The sequence below is a fragment of the Amycolatopsis sp. SID8362 genome (assembly GCF_010550475.1).
In the GTDB taxonomy this organism is placed as follows: Bacteria; Actinomycetota; Actinomycetes; order Mycobacteriales; family Pseudonocardiaceae; genus Amycolatopsis; species Amycolatopsis eburnea.
The window spans coordinates 24,121-38,469 of record NZ_JAAGNB010000134.1; the positions used below are offsets into that span (position 1 = coordinate 24,121).

16 protein-coding genes are annotated in these 14,349 nt (G+C 70.6%); 6 read left to right on the forward strand and 10 right to left on the reverse strand.

Annotated features, from left to right (window positions below; all coding sequences use genetic code 11):
• The first annotated feature begins 2 nt into the window (after positions 1 to 2).
• Together G3I65_RS04630 and pknB are read left to right on the forward strand one after the other, a co-directional pair.
• Positions 3 to 1,325: a serine/threonine-protein kinase gene (locus G3I65_RS04630; protein ID WP_160694984.1), complete on the forward strand. Its 1,323-nt coding sequence runs from the start codon at positions 3 to 5 to the stop codon at positions 1,323 to 1,325.
• The gene (pknB, locus tag G3I65_RS04635) at positions 1,322 to 3,286 is read left to right on the forward strand and encodes a Stk1 family PASTA domain-containing Ser/Thr kinase (RefSeq protein ID WP_160694985.1); all 1,965 of its coding nucleotides are present in this window, start codon (positions 1,322 to 1,324) and stop codon (positions 3,284 to 3,286) included. Before G3I65_RS04630 ends, pknB begins: the two co-directional genes overlap by 4 nt.
• Positions 3,287 to 3,338: 52 nt before the next feature.
• Here pknB and G3I65_RS04640 read toward each other — a convergent pair whose 3' ends face one another.
• The 5 genes from G3I65_RS04640 to G3I65_RS04660 all read right to left on the reverse strand — a co-directional run bounded on the left by G3I65_RS04640 (position 3,339) and on the right by G3I65_RS04660 (position 6,177).
• Positions 3,339 to 3,656 carry a hypothetical protein gene (locus G3I65_RS04640; protein ID WP_086856190.1) on the reverse strand — a complete coding sequence of 106 codons (318 nt, stop codon included), beginning with the start codon at positions 3,654 to 3,656 and terminating at the stop codon, positions 3,339 to 3,341.
• A 100-nt stretch (positions 3,657 to 3,756) separates the two neighbouring features.
• The gene (locus G3I65_RS04645) at positions 3,757 to 4,398 is read right to left on the reverse strand and encodes a hypothetical protein (RefSeq protein WP_160694986.1); all 642 of its coding nucleotides are present in this window, start codon (positions 4,396 to 4,398) and stop codon (positions 3,757 to 3,759) included.
• Positions 4,386 to 5,177, reverse strand: a complete 792-nt coding sequence (locus G3I65_RS04650; RefSeq protein ID WP_160694987.1) for an ABC transporter ATP-binding protein — start codon at positions 5,175 to 5,177, stop codon at positions 4,386 to 4,388. The genes G3I65_RS04645 and G3I65_RS04650 overlap by 13 nt, the downstream gene beginning before the upstream one ends.
• Positions 5,174 to 5,818, reverse strand: coding sequence for an aminodeoxychorismate/anthranilate synthase component II (locus tag G3I65_RS04655; protein ID WP_125309449.1), 645 nt, complete (start codon positions 5,816 to 5,818; stop codon positions 5,174 to 5,176). The genes G3I65_RS04650 and G3I65_RS04655 overlap by 4 nt, the downstream gene beginning before the upstream one ends.
• 41 nt (positions 5,819 to 5,859) lie before the next feature.
• Entirely contained in the window at positions 5,860 to 6,177 is a 318-nt protein-coding gene (locus tag G3I65_RS04660; protein WP_160694988.1) for a hypothetical protein, read from the reverse strand.
• A gap of 253 nt (positions 6,178 to 6,430) precedes the next feature.
• On the opposite strand from G3I65_RS04660, the gene G3I65_RS04665 reads away from it, so the two are divergent.
• Entirely contained in the window at positions 6,431 to 7,750 is a 1,320-nt protein-coding gene (locus tag G3I65_RS04665) for an FAD-dependent oxidoreductase (RefSeq protein ID WP_160694997.1), read from the forward strand.
• Here the strand turns inward: G3I65_RS04665 and G3I65_RS04670 are convergent.
• A complete protein-coding gene (locus G3I65_RS04670) occupies positions 7,747 to 8,349 on the reverse strand; it encodes a response regulator transcription factor (protein WP_160694998.1) in 603 nt (200 codons plus the stop codon). The genes G3I65_RS04665 and G3I65_RS04670 overlap by 4 nt on opposite strands.
• Complete coding sequence (locus G3I65_RS04675; RefSeq protein WP_160694989.1) at positions 8,346 to 10,223, reverse strand: histidine kinase; 1,878 nt, start codon at positions 10,221 to 10,223, stop codon at positions 8,346 to 8,348. The genes G3I65_RS04670 and G3I65_RS04675 overlap by 4 nt, the downstream gene beginning before the upstream one ends.
• A gap of 170 nt (positions 10,224 to 10,393) precedes the next feature.
• On the opposite strand from G3I65_RS04675, the gene G3I65_RS04680 reads away from it, so the two are divergent.
• The 3 genes from G3I65_RS04680 (at position 10,394) to G3I65_RS04690 (ending at position 12,330) form a co-directional block, all read left to right on the forward strand.
• Entirely contained in the window at positions 10,394 to 11,107 is a 714-nt protein-coding gene (locus G3I65_RS04680; protein ID WP_160694990.1) for an ABC transporter ATP-binding protein, read from the forward strand.
• Complete coding sequence (locus G3I65_RS04685; protein ID WP_160694991.1) at positions 11,104 to 11,838, forward strand: ABC transporter permease; 735 nt, start codon at positions 11,104 to 11,106, stop codon at positions 11,836 to 11,838. The genes G3I65_RS04680 and G3I65_RS04685 overlap by 4 nt, the downstream gene beginning before the upstream one ends.
• A 99-nt stretch (positions 11,839 to 11,937) precedes the next feature.
• Positions 11,938 to 12,330 carry an SCO5389 family protein gene (locus G3I65_RS04690; protein ID WP_086856199.1) on the forward strand — a complete coding sequence of 131 codons (393 nt, stop codon included), beginning with the start codon at positions 11,938 to 11,940 and terminating at the stop codon, positions 12,328 to 12,330.
• Here G3I65_RS04690 and G3I65_RS04695 read toward each other — a convergent pair.
• The 3 genes from G3I65_RS04695 to G3I65_RS04700 all read right to left on the reverse strand — a co-directional run.
• On the reverse strand, positions 12,299 to 13,312 hold the full coding sequence (locus tag G3I65_RS04695) for an LLM class flavin-dependent oxidoreductase (RefSeq protein ID WP_309235263.1): 1,014 nt from the start codon (positions 13,310 to 13,312) through the stop codon (positions 12,299 to 12,301). The two genes, G3I65_RS04690 and G3I65_RS04695, sit on opposite strands and share 32 nt — an antisense overlap.
• Entirely contained in the window at positions 13,285 to 13,440 is a 156-nt protein-coding gene (locus G3I65_RS56350) for a hypothetical protein (protein ID WP_125309437.1), read from the reverse strand. The genes G3I65_RS04695 and G3I65_RS56350 overlap by 28 nt, the downstream gene beginning before the upstream one ends.
• Positions 13,440 to 14,349 (reverse strand): class E sortase (locus tag G3I65_RS04700; protein WP_160694993.1); only part of this gene is annotated, 910 nt, incomplete at its 5' end. The genes G3I65_RS04700 and G3I65_RS56350, both read right to left, overlap by 1 nt.

Consider the following 14,349-nt stretch of genomic DNA (forward strand, 5'->3'; position numbering starts at 1 on the left):
GGATGCTGTCCTCGGGCCAGCTGCTGGCCGAGAGGTACAAGCTGACGAGCCGGATCGCCGTCGGCGGGATGGGCGAGGTCTGGCAGGCCAGCGACACCCGGCTGGACCGGACCGTGGCCGTCAAGATCCTCAAGGCCGAGCTCTCCGGTGACGCCGAATTCCTCCACCGCTTCCGGACCGAAGCGCGGATGACGGCGTCGCTGAACCACCCCGGCATCGCCGCGGTGCACGACTACGGCGAGACCGTGTTCGACGGCGACCTGTCGATCGCGTACCTCGTGATGGAGCTCGTCGACGGCGACCCGCTGGCCGGCTTGCTGGCCAAGCACGGGCGGCTGTCGGCGGAGTTCACGCTCGACATGCTCGAGCAGGCGGGCAACGCGCTGCAGGCCGCGCACGAGCAGGGCCTGGTCCACCGCGACGTCAAGCCGGGCAACATCCTGGTGACGTCGACGGGCCAGGTCAAGATCACCGACTTCGGGGTGGCGAAGGCCGCCGACGCCGCCCCGGTCACCCGGTCCGGCATGGTCATGGGCACCGCGCACTACATCGCGCCGGAGCAGGCGCTCGGGCACCCGGCCGAGCCGGCGTCCGACGTCTACTCGCTCGCGGTGTGCGGGTACGAATGCCTCGCCGGGCACCGGCCGTTCCTCTCCGAGAACGCCGTCACGGTCGCGATGATGCACATCCGCGACATCGCGCCGCCGCTCCCACCCGACGTGCCGCCCGCGGCCCGCGCGGTGATCGAGGCGACGCTGGTCAAGGACCCGCGGCAGCGCTACAACAACGGCGGCGAGTTCGCGGCCGCCGTCGCCGCGGTCCGCGCCGGGCTGCCGCTGCCCACGCCGTCCGGGCTGGTCAACGCCGCCTACGCGACCGGCCAGCAACCGCAGCAACAGCCGCCGCAGCAACAGGTTCCGCCGCAGCCGGTCCCGCCGCAGCAGCAGCACGTGCCGGTCGGCCCGCCGTCCCCGGCGGTGAACCCCATGGTCGTCATCGGCCCGCCGTCCCGCCCCGCGGTGCGGCCGGTCATGATGCCGGTCCCGAAGAAGAAGTCCCAGTGGGGCTGGTGGGCGCTCCTCGCGGCCATCCTGCTCGTTGTCCTGGTGGCGGGGATCGTGCTGATCGCCAAGATGATCGGCAGTTCCGGCCCGCCACCGCACACCGGGCAGACGTCGAGCGAGGTGGTCCCGGGCAGACAGCCGCCCACGGAAGAGCCGCCCGCGACGAGTGTCCTACCGGCGGAGTCTCCCGGCACGACCGACGATGGCCAGCAAGGCATCATGACCACACCTTGGACGGAATGGAACGGCACCCAGAGATGAGCACACCCAGACTGCTCTCCAACCGGTACGAGCTGGGCGAAACGCTCGGCTACGGAGGCATGTCCGAGGTCCATCACGGCCACGACGTGCGCCTCGGCCGGGAAGTCGCGATCAAGATCCTCCGTGCCGACCTCGCCAGGGACCCGCAGTTCCAGGAGCGCTTCCGCCGCGAGGCACAGAACGCCGCCGCGCTGAACCACCCGGCGATCGTCGCGGTCTACGACACGGGTGAGGCCAACACCGAGTTCGGGCCGCTGCCGTACATCGTCATGGAGTACGTCGAAGGCCGGACGCTGCGCGACATCGTCAAGACCGAAGGCCCGATGTCGCAGAAGCGCGCGATGGAGGTCATGGCCGACGTCTGCGCGGCGCTGGACTTCTCGCACCGCCACGGCATCGTGCACCGCGACGTCAAGCCGGCCAACGTGATGATCACGAAGAACGGCGCGGTCAAGGTGATGGACTTCGGCATCGCGCGCGCGATGCACGACGGCCAGTCCGCCATGACCCAGACCGCCGCGGTGATCGGCACGGCGCAGTACCTGTCGCCGGAGCAGGCCCGCGGTGAGTCCGTCGACGCCCGTTCCGACGTCTACGCCGCGGGTTGCGTGCTCTACGAGCTCATCACCGGCGAGCCGCCGTTCACCGGGGACTCCCCGGTCGCGGTGGCCTACCAGCACGTCCGGGAGGACCCGAACCCGCCGTCGTCGGTGAACCCGGCGGTGGCCCCGGAGCTCGACGCCGTCGTGCTGAAGGCGCTCGCGAAGGGCCCGGCGAACCGCTACCAGTCGGCGGCGGAGATGCGTTCGGACCTGGTGCGCACCCTGTCGGGCCAGCGCCCGGCGGCGCCGATGGTGATGTCCGAGGACGAGCGCACGCAGGTCATGAACGCCGACCGGCGCCAGCCTCAGCGCTACGAGGAGTACAACGAGCCGGACGACGAGGACCCGAAGGCCAAGCGCCGCCGCCGCACGATCCTGGCCGCGCTCGCCGCGCTGTTCGTGCTGGGCGCGGTGCTGCTGATCATGTGGCTGTCGGGTTCGTTCAAGAGCAACGAGAACGCCACGGTGGCGATCCCGGACGTGCTGCACCAGCGGGTGCCGCAGGCCAAGGAAACCCTGATGGGCAAGGGCTTCAAGACCTTCGACACGAAGAACATCACCTGCGGCGTGCAGCCGACCGACGGCAGCCCGTCCTGCACCCAGGACGACATCAACAACGTCATCAAGATCGACCCGGGGGTCGGCACCCAGGTCGCGACCTCCACGAAGATCACGCTGTACGTCGGCGTCGCGCCCGGCAAGGCCAACGTGCCGGACCTCAAGGGCAAGACCCGCGACCAGGCGGAGAAGGCGCTGACCGACGCGAAGCTGACGCTGAACCCGGACGTCCAGGAAATCGAGGTCGACGACCCGAACCAGGCCGGCCTGGTGCAGAACCAGACACCGACGGCGTCCTCGGAGGTCGACGAGGGCACCAGCGTGCAGATCACGGTCGCGAAGTCCAAGGAGCTCAAGCAGGTTCAGGACTTCACGGGCAAGCCGTACTCGCAGGCCGACTCGTCGTTGCGCGCGCTCGGTTTCAAGACGAAGAAGGTCGAGCAGGCTTCGGATTCGGTGCCGAAGGACAGTGTCATCACGCAGAACCCGAACGGCGGTTCGCTGGCCGTGGGTCAGACGATCACGCTCACGGTGTCGACGGGTCCGGAGAACACCGACCAGATCCAGATGCCGACGCTGATCGGGATGACCGTCGAAGACGCGCAGGCGAAGCTGGAGAGCATGGGCTGGACCGGAACCCTCCGGCAGCAGTCCGACAAGTCCAGCAAGCAGCCGGAAGGCACGGTCACCAAGCAGAGCGTGCAGCCAGGTACGCAGATCAGCAAGGACCAGAACATCACCGTCGGCGTCGCGGAGAACGGCGGCTTCCCGTTCCCGACACCGACACCGACAACCTCCTGACGAGGTGACGAAAAGGCCCCGCACGGCGAACCGTGCGGGGCTTTTTCGTCGTTCAGGCTTTGTCGAGGAAGCCCCGGACGGCGCCGAGGACCTGCTCGGCGTCGCTCGCCGGGCCGCAGTCGAGTTCGAGTTCCTCGGCCGCGCCGGAGCGTTTGACCTTCAGGGAGACGCGGGCTTCGCGGCACCGGCGCAACCACGCGAAGAGGGAGCTGCAGAAGACACCGGCGGAATTGCTCGTCACGCCGACCACGACGGCGTCGAAGAGCTGGACGCGGCCGCGGAGTTCGTCCTCTCCGCGCAGCCAGGCGGCGAGCTCGGGGAGCTCGCCGTCGGAGTCTGGCACGGTGATCGCGACGATCCCAGCCGTCACCCGTTCTCCCTTCACCCGGAACCGGAGAGGCCCCGAACCTTAGTCGGCCACCTGGTCCGGCAGGAAGTCCGGGCCGGGAATTGAATTCTGCAATTTGCAATCACGAGCGGTGGCGGACCAGAGCCGAGACGGCAAAGAAGCTGACGGCCAGCAGCGCCACCGAGGTCCCGAGTGCGAGCACCAGCGGGCCGGCAACCGGTTCCTCGTCGGTCAGGGCGTGCAGCAGCGGGTGGACCAGCGGGATCTTCGCCAGCAGCACGACGATCAGCGTGACGACGGCGGCGAGCACCGTCCAGCCGATCCGGTGCACCAGCAGCCGCGAGCACGGGAGGGCGATCGCGATGCCCAGCAGCGCGCACGCGAGGTGGGCGAGCAGCCCGATGCCCAGCGCCGACGGCTGGACCTTGAACGACTTGAGCGCCGACCACACCTCGGTGATCACCGTCAGGACCAGCGAACAGGCCAGCACGGTGAGGATCGCGCCGGTGACCAGCCGCCGCCAGTGGCGGGCATGGCTGAGGGTCACCAGGCGCTGGACCGGGTCCTCGATGTCGAGCAGGGCGATCGTCAGCCAGCACGACACGACCAGCAGGCCGCCGGCGCTCACGCCGAACAGCGGCAGCGGCGGCGAGTTCGGGTCGGCGTAGAGGATCACGCAGAGCGCGAGGTAGGCCAGCAGCGCGGGCAGGTACCGCTGCGAATGGCCGAGCAGCACGAAGTAGTAGCGGGTCATGGCGAGCACGGCGCCACCTCCCGCACCGACCAGCCGTCCTTCAGCGCCCGCAGCAGCACCGCGTCCACCGCGGCGACCTCGACTGTGAGCACCACCTGGGCGCCCTCGACGACCGCGTGCCGCACGCCGGGCTCGTCGGCCCAGCCGGTGGCGCCGCCGCGCAGGACGATACGGGTGGTCGGCTCGCTGCTCTCCGCCGTGAGCCTGCCCTCGTCGATGAGGTGGACGACGTCGGCGTGGTCGTGCACGACCTGCGGGCGGTGGTCGGTGAACACGACGCTCGCCCCGCGTGCCCGCGTCTCGGCGACGAGCTCGCCGAGGATCGCGTGCGTGCCGACGTCGAGGCCGGACCACGGCTCGTCGAGGATCAGCAGGTCGGGGCGCACCATGACGGCCTGCGCGAGCCCGACCTTCTGCGCGTTGCCCTTGGACAGCGTGCGCAGCGGCGCGGCCGGCCCGCCGACCAGCGCCAGCCGTTCCAGCAGCGGGTCGATCACCGAGAGGTCGGTGAGCCCGTGGATGCGGGCCATGTGCCGCAGGTACGCCCGCGCGCCCATGCGCTGGCCGGCCGGGAATCGATCGGGCAGGTACCCGATCCGCGGGCTGCCGGTGATGCTGCCGGTGGTCGCGTGCGAGACGCCCGCCATGATCCGCAGCAGCGTCGACTTGCCGGAACCGTTGCTGCCGAGGACGCCGACGACGTGCCCGGGCTCGACGGTCAGGTCGACGTCGCGGAGGACGAAGTCACCGCGCCCGTACCGCTTGCCGACCCCCGCGAGCCGGATCACGCAACAGCGGCCTTCTGGAGCGCCTTGGTAGCGCGCTCGAGCTCGTCCACCCGGACCGGGTCGACGGGGTGACCGGCGGCGGCCAGCCAGTTCGCCAGCATCCGGTGCCCGCCCTCGGTGAGCACGGACTCCGGGTGGAACTGGACGCCTTCCAGCGGCAGCTCGCGGTGGCGCATGCCCATCACGATGCCGGACTCGGTGCGCCCGGTGACCTCGAAGACGTCTTCGGCGATGGTGTCGGGCAGCACGGTCAAGGAGTGGTACCGGGTGGCCGTGAACTCGGCCGGCAGGTCCTTGAGGATGCCGGCGCCGGTGTGCCGCACCTGGCTCGTCTTGCCGTGGAGCAACTCCGGCGCCCGGTCGACGGTGGCGCCGTAGACGACGCCGAGCGCCTGGTGGCCGAGGCAGACGCCGAGCATCGGCGTGCGCGTTTCGGCGCACTTGCGGATGACGTCCATGCTCTGACCAGCACGTTCGGGCGTTCCCGGGCCGGGCGAGACGAGCACGGCGTCGAACTCGGGCACGCGGTCGAGGTCCACGACGTCGTTGCGCCAGACCGTGCAGTCGGCGCCGAGCTGGGCCAGGTACTGGACCAGGTTGTAGACGAAGCTGTCGTAGTTGTCGACGACGAGGACGCGCATGGCGCCGAGCTTACCGGCTCCCGGGAGCCGCACTCCACGCGTTAGATTCCGCCGAGGGAAAAGGCCTGGAACCCGAGATTGGGGTTCTCGGTCTGCGGATTCACGATCTTGCTGATCCCGGTGCAATTGCCGTTCGACCAGAACCGGGCGGGGTAGTCGCTGCCGTTCCCGGCGGACTCGCCGACCCCCGCGCCTTTCTCCGCGAAGGACAGGCAGTCGCCGGACGCGATCGGCGTCCAGGCATCGGCGCCTCGGGTGAAGTTGATGCCGTGGTACCAGCAGACGATGTTCGACCCGCAGTGCGGGGTCGTCTGCGTGGAAGCACCGGCGACCCCGGGGACCGACACGGCGGCAGCCACGGCGAATACGAAAAAGACACGACCGATACGTCGGAAAACAAGCATTACCACACCACTTTCGACTCGTCGAAAGGAGGCGTTCCTCCCCTGCTTGGGAAGCTAACAAAGAGTCGATCATGACCTCAACACCCGATCGGGCACTGCTCTCGACCCGATCGCTCCCACCAGGTGGACCGTACGCCAAATCACATTTCGAGTTAGGTGACCCTAACTTACGGTGGAACGTGTGAGCCGAACTCTTCGTGTAGCCGTGGTGGGCGCCGGTCCCGCCGGGATCTACGCCGCCGACATCCTGGACAAGTCCGACGCCGATGTGCAGATCGACCTGTTCGAGCGCATGCCGGCGCCGTTCGGGCTGATCCGGTACGGCGTCGCGCCCGACCACCCGCGCATCAAGGGCATCGTGACCGCGCTGGAGAAGGTGCTGTCGAAGCCGAACATCCGGCTGCTCGGCAACATCGACTACGGCACCGACATCAAGCTCGACGAGCTGCGCGAGTTCTACGACGCGGTGATCTTCTCGACCGGCGCGTCGGCCGACCGCGCGCTCGGCATCCCGGGCGCCGACCTCGACGGCAGCTACGGCGCCGCCGACTTCGTGTCCTGGTACGACGGCCACCCGGACGTGCCGCGGACCTGGCCGCTGACCGCGACTTCGGTCGCCGTGCTCGGCGTCGGCAACGTGGCCCTCGACGTCGCGCGCGTCCTCGCGAAGACGGCGGACGAGCTGCTCACCACCGACATCCCGGACAACGTCTACCAGGGCCTGAAGGCCAGCCCGGTGACCGACGTGCACGTGTTCGGCCGCCGCGGGCCGGCGCAGGCGAAGTTCACGCCGCTGGAGCTGCGGGAGCTCGACCACTCGCCGAACGTCGAGGTCATCGTGTACCCCGAGGACATCGAGTTCGACGAGGGCAGCATCGCGGCGCTGCGGGCGTCGAAGCAGATCGACATGGTCGTGAAGACGCTGCAGGAGTGGGCGATCCGCGAACCCGGCACCCGGCAGCGGCGGCTCCACCTGCACTTCTTCCACTCCCCCGCCGAGATCGTCGGCACCGGCGGCCGCGTGACCGGGCTGCGCACCGAACGCACCGAGCTGACCGGTGACGGGAACGTGCGCGGCACCGGCGAGTTCCACGACTGGGACGTCCAGGCGGTCTACCGCGCGGTCGGCTACCTGTCCTCGCACCTGCCGGAGATCCCCTTCGACCACGCGGCCGGCGTCGTCCCGAACCAGGCGGGCCGGGTGCTCGACCTGGACGAGAACCAGCTGCCGGGCGTGTACGTGACGGGCTGGATCAAGCGCGGCCCGGTCGGCCTGATCGGCCACACGAAGGGCGACGCGGCGGAGACCGTCGCGAGCCTGCTGGCGGACGCCGACACGTTGGCGGAGCCGAAATTCTCGTCACCGGACGCGATCCTCGACTTCCTGGCCACGCGCGGCATCCCGTTCACGACGTGGGACGGCTGGGGCCGCCTGGACGCGCACGAGAAGGCGCTGGGTTCGGCGGCGGGCCGCGAGCGGATCAAGGTGGTCGAACGCGAGGAGATGACGCGGGTTTCGCGCGGTTAGGCGTCCGCGCCGAGGTAGGCGAGGACGGCCAGCACGCGGCGGTTCGTGTCGTCCGAAGCCGAAATCCCGAGCTTCGCGAAGATGTTCGCCGTGTGCTTGCCGACCGCTCCTTCGCTGAAGTGCAGCTTCGCCGCGATCGCCGCGTTCGAACAGCCTTCCGCCATCAGGCCCAGCACCTCGCGCTCGCGGGGCGTCAACGCGGCCAGCGGGTCGGAAGCGTTGCCCGCCACCAGTTTCGCGATCACCTCGGGGTCCATCACCGTGCCGCCGGCGGCTACCCGGCGGACCGCGTCGATGAACTGGTCCGCGTTGAACACGCGGTCCTTCAACAGGTAGCCGATCGCGCCCGTGCCGTCGGCGAGCAGCTCGCGCGCGTACAGCTGCTCGACGTGCTGCGACAGCACCAAAATCGGCAATCCCGGGGTTTCCCGGCGGGCGGCCAGCGAGACCTGCAGGCCCTCGTCGGTGTTCGTCGGCGGCATCCGGACGTCCACAATGGACACGTCCGGCCGGTGCTCCCGCAAGGCGTCCGCGAGTTCCGGGCCACTGCCGACCGCCGCGACGACGTCGAAGCCGTGCGCGGCCAGCAAGTGCGTCAGACCGTCTCGGAGGAGGTACTGGTCTTCGGCGACGACGGTTCTGGGTCGTCCGCCTCGGGGGCTCCGGGTGGCGAAGCCCCCGGCTCGGGACGAAGTCCCGGATGTATCTGACACGGGAGCTCCACGGTCGCCCTGGTCGGCCCGCCGATCGGGCTGGTCAGCGTCAACCTACCGTCGAAGGCCCCGAGCCGGCGCACGATCCCGCGGAGTCCGGACCCGCGCGCCGGGTTCGCGCCGCCCGGGCCTTCGTCGGTCACCACCAGGGTCACCTGGTCGCCGTCGAAGGAAACGTCGATCGCCGCCCGCTTCGCGCCGTGCTTGGCCGCGTTGCCGAGCAGCTCCGACACCGTGAAGTACGCGCACGCCTCCACCGGTTCCTCCAACCGGCCCGGCAGCGAGCCGGTGACCTGGACCTTGAGCGGGCTGTCCAGTGCCAGCGCGCGCACGGCGTCGAGCAGCCCGCGCTCGGACAGCACCGGCGGGTGGATGCCGCGGATCAGCACGCGCAGTTCGGTGAGCGCCTCCGACGACGCCGCGCGCAGCTCGGCCGCGAGCCGTTTCGCCGCGGCCGGATCAGTGTCCACCAGCGCTTCGACCGCGCCGAGCTTCATGCCCATCGCGACCAGCCGGGACTGAATGCCGTCGTGCAGGTCGCGCTCGATGCGCCGCAGCTCCGCCGCCTGCGCGACGGTGACGTCGGTGCGCGTCTGCTTGAGCCGTTCGACGCGCCGGGCGAGCCGGGACGACTCGGTCGGCCCGAGCCACAGCTTGACGAACCGTGCCTGCTGCCGGGCGAGCCAGGTGGTCGGGACCAGGCCGGCGACGATCATCGCCAGCGCCAGCGGGGTCTGCGCGAGCGCGCCGAGGTGCGTCGACACCTCGGGCAGCACCAGCCAGCGGACCGGTGAGGACACGAACGGCCGCCAGATCCACAGCGTCGCCAGGCCGACGAACCCCCAGCCGAGCAAGGCGACCGTCGGCAGCGTCAGCGCCAGCGAAACGAGCGGGATCAGGCCGCCGCCGGCGAGGTCGCGCCAGGTGGCCCGGTCGCCGAGGACCCACCGCCGTCGCGCATGCTGCACCGGCCAGAACGGCTCCTCGTACAGCTGCTTGCCGACCTGGTAGAGCCCGTCCGGACGGGGTACCGGCAGCCCGGGCGGCGGCAGGTACGGGCGGGTGATCCGCACCCCGGTCCACGTCCCGGTTTCGCGGCGCAGCGTGTCGGTGATGGTCCGGCTCCACAGCACGACCGGCGCCGCCACCGGCAGCGCGGCGGCGATGACGACCAGCTGCCACGCCGAGAACACGAACTGCACCAGGGAAAGCACGAGGATGCCGATCTGGTGGCCCAGCGATTCCAGGTGCCGCTGCAACCAGTTCCGCCGGCGTTCGACGGGCGGCCGCGGACCGAGCCACCAGCGCGTCCACCGGCCGTAGCCGCGCAGCACCGGCGGCCCGCCGAACAGCACCGCGACCGGCAGCAGCAGCGTGACGAGCGGGTTCACCAGCTGCCACGCGAACTCGCGCTCGGCCGCCGGGTCCTCCAGCGCCCAGGTGAGCCGGTGCTGCCAGCGGATCCAGAACGCCCGCTTGTAGAGCGTGTTGCCGTCGCGGTACCAGCCGTCGCGCTCGCGCACCGGCTCCGGCGGCTCGGGCTGGTACGGCGTTCCGACTTCGACGCCGCACCAGCGTCCGGCGAGGGCACGGGCCGTCGTCGAGCGGCCGCGGGCCCATTCGACCGCGGGGCCGAGGAAGAACACCAGCCCGACGCACAGCAGCGCGAACGCGATCAGCTCGACCAGCACGTCGAACCAGCTCAGCAGCGACCGCGCGGCCAGCGCCAGCGCCCGGCCGAGGGCCCGTGAGTACGTCATCCCGGCACCTCCTTCCCCCGGAATCCTCGCCGAACGGCCCCCGCGGGCGCGATGCGCGAAGCCCCACAGAAGGGGTGGGCCCAGCCCCACCCCCGCTTCAGCAAAACGCTACCTGAGCTGGGGTTTCAGCGTCATTCCGCGTTCCGCCGCCGGTTCGTAGCTTGATTCCCATGCCCCTCATCGAAGTCACCGACCTCCGCAAGCGCTACGGCTCCCGGGTCGCGGTCGACGGCGTTTCGTTCACCGTCGAGCGCGGCGAAATCTTCGGCATCCTCGGCACGAACGGCGCCGGGAAGACCACCACCGTCGAATGCCTCCAGGGCCTGCGCCGGGCCGACAGCGGCACGCTGTCGGTGCTCGGCCTCGACCCGGCGGCCGACCGGGCGGCGCTGACCCGCCGCGTCGGCGTCCAGCTGCAGGAAAGCCAGCTGCCCGCGAAGCTGCGGGTGCGCGAGGCGCTCGAGCTGTTCGCGTCGTTCTACCCGGATCCCGCCGACATCGACGTCCTGCTCGACCGGCTCGACCTCCGCGCACACGCCCGCCGCCCGTTCGGGAAGCTCTCCGGCGGCCAGAAGCAGCGCGTCTCGATCGCGCTCGCCCTGGTGGGGCAGCCCGAGCTGGCGATCCTCGACGAGCTGACCACCGGCCTCGACCCGCACGCCCGCCGTGAGACGTGGCAGCTCGTCGAGGGCGTGCGCGCCACCGGCGTCACGGTCCTGCTCGTCACCCACTTCATGGACGAAGCCGAGCGGCTCTGCGACCGCGTCGCGATCTTCGACGCCGGGCGCGTGGTCGCGACCGGCACCCCGACCGAGCTCCGCGCCGCGGCCGGAGCGGCCACTTTGGACGACGCGTTCGTCTCGCTGACCGGGAGCGCACTGTGAACACCTTCGCCAAGATCACCACCACCGAAACGAAGCTCTTCCTCCGCTCGCCGTTCATGGCGATCGCCGGCGTCCTGCTGCCGGCCGCGATCCTGCTCGCCGTCGGGGCGATCCCCGGCATGACCGAACCCAGCCCGGCCGCCGGCGGGCTCCGGTTCATCGACGCCTGGGTGCCGTCGGTGGTCGTGATCAGCCTGGCGATGCTGGCGCTGCAGTCGATCCCGGGCGCCGTCGCCGCCTACCGCGAGCAGGGCGTGCTGCGCCGGCTGGCCACCACCCCGGTGCACCCGGCGAACCTGCTGGGCGCGCAGCTGCTGATCCACGTCGTCGTGGCGCTGGCGGGCATCGGCCTGACCCTGGGCGTGGCCCACGCCGCCTACGACGTCCCGCTGCCGAAGCACCCGTTGTCGTTCGTGCTGACGCTGCTGCTCGGCACGGTCTCGATGTTCGCGTTCGGCCTGCTGGCGGCCGCGGTCGCCCGGACGGCCAAGAGCGCGGGCGGGTTCGCGCTGGTCGCGTTCCTGCCGACGATGTTCTTCGGCGGGGTCTACCTGCCGCGGCCGCTGCTGCCGGAGGTGCTGCGGCGGATCGGCGACTACGTCCCGCCGGGCACCCAGCCGCTGCAGGACGCGTGGGTCGGCGCCGGCGTGCAACCACTGCAGCTGGTCGTGCTCGGCGCCTTCGCCGCGATCGGGACGGCACTGGCGGCGAAGCTCTTTCGCTGGGAGTGACCGGCCATCCGCCATATTGGTGATGATCATCGTTTTCTCTTGTGGCCGGGCCACCCGGCCGGTAGCCAAGAGGGTGGCCCTGCTCAAACTGGAGGTTCGATGTCCCTGGACGTGTCACCCGCGCTGCTGGAGAAGGCCGAGCGCGGGGAGGTCACCGACGCCGAGTTCGTCACCTGCGTCAAGGAATCCCTGCCGTACGCCTGGGAGGTCATCACCGGCGTCATCGCCGACGCCGAGGGCGCGGCGGACGGCTTCGCCGACAACGAGACGCCGCCGCCGAGCGAGGCCGCCCGCGGGCAGCTGCTGCGGGCACTGGCCTCGGACGCGATCCGCGGCGGCCTCGAGCGGCACTTCGGCGTCAAGCTGGCGTTCCAGAACTGCCACCGGGTCGCTGTGTTCAAGACGTCCGAAGTGGACGGTGACCGCTACCGCGCGTTCGTCTCGCCGCGCGGCCAGCTGCTCAACCAGAGCCCGGAACTGCGGGACTGCTAGCCCGCAGCGCGGGCAGCACCTCGGTGCCGATCCGCGCGATGTTCGCGTACGTGCCCTCCGGCGTACCCGACGCTTCCACGAGCATCAGCACGTGGGAGACGCCGGTGCGCCGGAGGCTCGTCTCCAGGGTCCGCACGCAGTGCTCCGCGTCGCCGACGGGGTGGATCGCGCAGAGCCGTTCGGTGTACTCGCCCGGATCCCGCGCCGGCCCCGGCCGCCCGTCGACCGTCACGTGCGCGCCGAGCCCGTCCTTCAGCCACGCCGGGAGCGCCTGCCGGACGACGTCGGCGTCGCCCACCTGGCAGAGCACGGTCGAGACGTGCGACGCCGGCTTCCCGTAGGCGGCGACGGTTTTGGCTTTCTCCTCGTCGTCCGCGTGCAGGCCGAGCAGCAACGGCAGGTTCCTCGCCGCCGCTTGGCGCACCGCATCCGACTTCGGCCCACCGCACGCGACGACGACGTCCGGCCGCCGTTCGGGCGCGGGCACCACGGGCACGTCCCGGAACGCGAAGTGCCGCCCTCGCGCGTGCACCCGGCCGGTGGTGGCGCGCAGGAAGACGTCGAGGGTTTCCTCGAAGCCGGTCTCGTAGCGGTCCAGCCCGGTGCCGAAGACCTCGAGGTCCTGCCAGGGACCACCGCGCCCGACGCCGAGCCGCAGCCGCCCGCCGGAGACGGCGTCGAGCATCGCCCACTGCTCGGCGAGCGCGACCGGGTGCGTGGTCGACAGGACGCTCACCGCGGTCCCGACGCCGATCCGCGACGTCCGCCCGAGCACGTGCCCGGCCAGCGTGATGGCCGACGGGCAGACGCCGTAGGGCAGGAAGTGGTGTTCGGCGAACCAGACGTCGTCGAAGCCGGCTTCCTCGGCCAGCTCGGCGGCGCGAACGGACCGGCGCAGGACGTCGCCGTCCGACTGGCCGGGGAACCGGCCGCTGACCAGGAAGACGCCGAACCTCAGTTGACCGCGACCTCGTTGAACCACAGCCGGGGCTCCAGCCACGGGAAGATCACGAACATTAGCAGCGCGACCACGCCGAGCACGAGGACCACCGCGATCGTCAGCTTCACCGCGAACGGGCCGGGGAACTTCCGCCACAGCCAGGCGTACATCAGGCCTCCCCGATTTTCGAAAGCAGGTCGCCGTAGTCCTTGACCTGGTTCTTCGGCACCTGCTGGGTCAGCACCGAGGTGATGATGAGCCGCTCGCGGGCGGAGAACTGCGGGTGGCACGTCGTGAGCGTGAGCAGCGCCGCCTGCTGGGCCTTCGGGAGCGTGTCGGCGTCCTTGTACGGGACCGGGTTCACCGCCGTGCCCTCGCTGGGCAGGACGACCTTGCGGCCGAACGTCTCGCTGTACGCGCCGCCGCCTTCGGTGTTCGGGTCGCGCAGGGTCGAGACGCCCTTGCACTTGGGGTCGGCGCCCTTGGTGCCCGCCCAGTTCTCGACCTCGTCGTCGTAGGGCAGCACCTTGTAGATGTAGAAGTCGGTCGAGGTTTCGATCACGATCTGGTCACAAGAGGAGAGGTTGTCCAGGTCGTTGAACGGGGCACCCTTGCCGACGCGGTGGCCGGCCACGGCGAAGTTGCCGGGCTCGCCGGGCAGCGACGTGCCCTTGTAGTGGCCGGGGCCGACTTCCAGGGCGGCCTCGTCGGTGCCCTCCTGGATGGTGAAGTTGTAGTCGACGCCGAACGTCGGGATGTGGATCCGGGCGAACGCCTTGCCGTCGATCAGCTCGGGGTGCAGCGTCCGGTCGTGCGCCCACTCGCCGTCGAGCTGGTCGCTCGCCTCGGACTGCTTGCCGGCCGAGAACAGGTCGGTCACGTAGAGCTCGTAGACCATGAACAGCAGCACGACCAGGCCCAGCGTGATGAGGATTTCGCCGGCCGTCCGGATCGCGACGCCGCCCTTGCCCAGCGGCGCGGGGGCGGGCTTCTCCTTGGTCGCGGCGCCACCCTTCCCGACCGGGGCGAAGACGACGGTCTCCTCGTTCGCGCCGGTCGGCGGCGGACTGGCGTAGCGG

Bases quoted from the DNA above. Each gene is read 5' to 3' on its own strand.
- G3I65_RS04680 (WP_160694990.1), top strand. From the start codon at position 10,394: ATGCCCCTCATCGAAGTCACCGACCTCCGCAAGCGCTACGGCTCCCGG.
- G3I65_RS04630 (WP_160694984.1), top strand. From the start codon at position 3: ATGCTGTCCTCGGGCCAGCTGCTGGCCGAGAGGTACAAGCTGACGAGC.
- G3I65_RS04690 (WP_086856199.1), top strand. From the start codon at position 11,938: ATGTCCCTGGACGTGTCACCCGCGCTGCTGGAGAAGGCCGAGCGCGGG.
- G3I65_RS04655 (WP_125309449.1), bottom strand. From the start codon at position 5,818: ATGCGCGTCCTCGTCGTCGACAACTACGACAGCTTCGTCTACAACCTG.
- pknB (WP_160694985.1), top strand. From the start codon at position 1,322: ATGAGCACACCCAGACTGCTCTCCAACCGGTACGAGCTGGGCGAAACG.
- G3I65_RS04675 (WP_160694989.1), bottom strand. From the start codon at position 10,223: ATGACGTACTCACGGGCCCTCGGCCGGGCGCTGGCGCTGGCCGCGCGG.
- G3I65_RS56350 (WP_125309437.1), bottom strand. From the start codon at position 13,440: ATGTACGCCTGGCTGTGGCGGAAGTTCCCCGGCCCGTTCGCGGTGAAG.